The organism is Pseudomonas sp. Sample_16, assembly GCF_004307665.1.
GTDB lineage: Bacteria > Pseudomonadota > Gammaproteobacteria > Pseudomonadales > Pseudomonadaceae > Aquipseudomonas.
The window spans coordinates 1-884 of sequence record NZ_RCOB01000131.1 but is presented as its reverse complement, the minus strand read 5'-3'; the positions used below and the strand labels follow the sequence as shown (position 1 = coordinate 884).

Here is an 884-nt window from a genome sequence, read left to right as displayed (position 1 = left end):
CACTTGCAGCTGATTGATGCGGTTGGTTTCCAGGCCGTCGATGTCCTTGAGGAAACCCGGTGCGCGAATCCCCGCCGCCCAGACCTTCAGGCTGGCCTTGATCACGTTGCCGTCGGCGGTGATCAGGCTGTCGGCCGTCACTTCGCTGACCGCTGCGTTGGTCATCACGTTGACCCCGAGTTTCTCCAGGGTTTTATGCACAGGCCCGCCGATGCGTTCCGGCAGCGCTGGCAGTACCCGTGGACCGGCTTCGATCAGGGTGATGTGCATGTTTTCCGGTTTGATCCGGTCCAGGCCATAGGCTGCCAGCTCATGTGCCGCGTTGTGCAGTTCGGCGGCCAGTTCGACCCCGGTGGCACCGGCGCCGACGATGGCCACGCTGATCTGCTCGACTTTGTCGGTCTGCCCGGCATGGGCGCGCAGGTAGTGGTTGAGCAATTGCTGGTGGAAGCGTTCGGCTTGTTTGCGGGTATCGAGGAACAGGCAGTGCTGGGCCGCGCCCAAGGTGCCGAAGTCGTTGGTGGTGCTGCCGACGGAGATCACCAGCGAGTCGTAAGGTACTTCGCGGGCGGGCACCAGTTCCAGCCCGGCTTCGTCATAGGTGGCAGCCAGCTGGATTTTCTTGTTCGCACGATCGAGCCCGCTCATGCGCCCCAACTGAAACTCGAAGTGGTTCCATTTGGCTTGGGCAACATAGTTGAGTTCATCTTCGGAGGAGTTCAGCGACCCGGCCGCCACTTCGTGCAACAACGGTTTCCAGATGTGGGTCAGGTTCGCGTCGACCAGCATCACGCTGGCCGTACCGCGCTTGCCCAGAGTCTTACCCAGACGGGTAGCCAACTCCAGACCGCCGGCGCCGCCGCCGACAATGACAATACGATGGG

The 884-nt window shown here is 62.1% G+C and carries 1 protein-coding gene; it reads right to left on the bottom strand.

The window, feature by feature from the left end; translation table 11 throughout:
- The coding region (locus D8U69_RS17920; protein WP_130907828.1) for an FAD-dependent oxidoreductase at window positions 1-884 on the bottom strand (884 nt) is incomplete at both ends.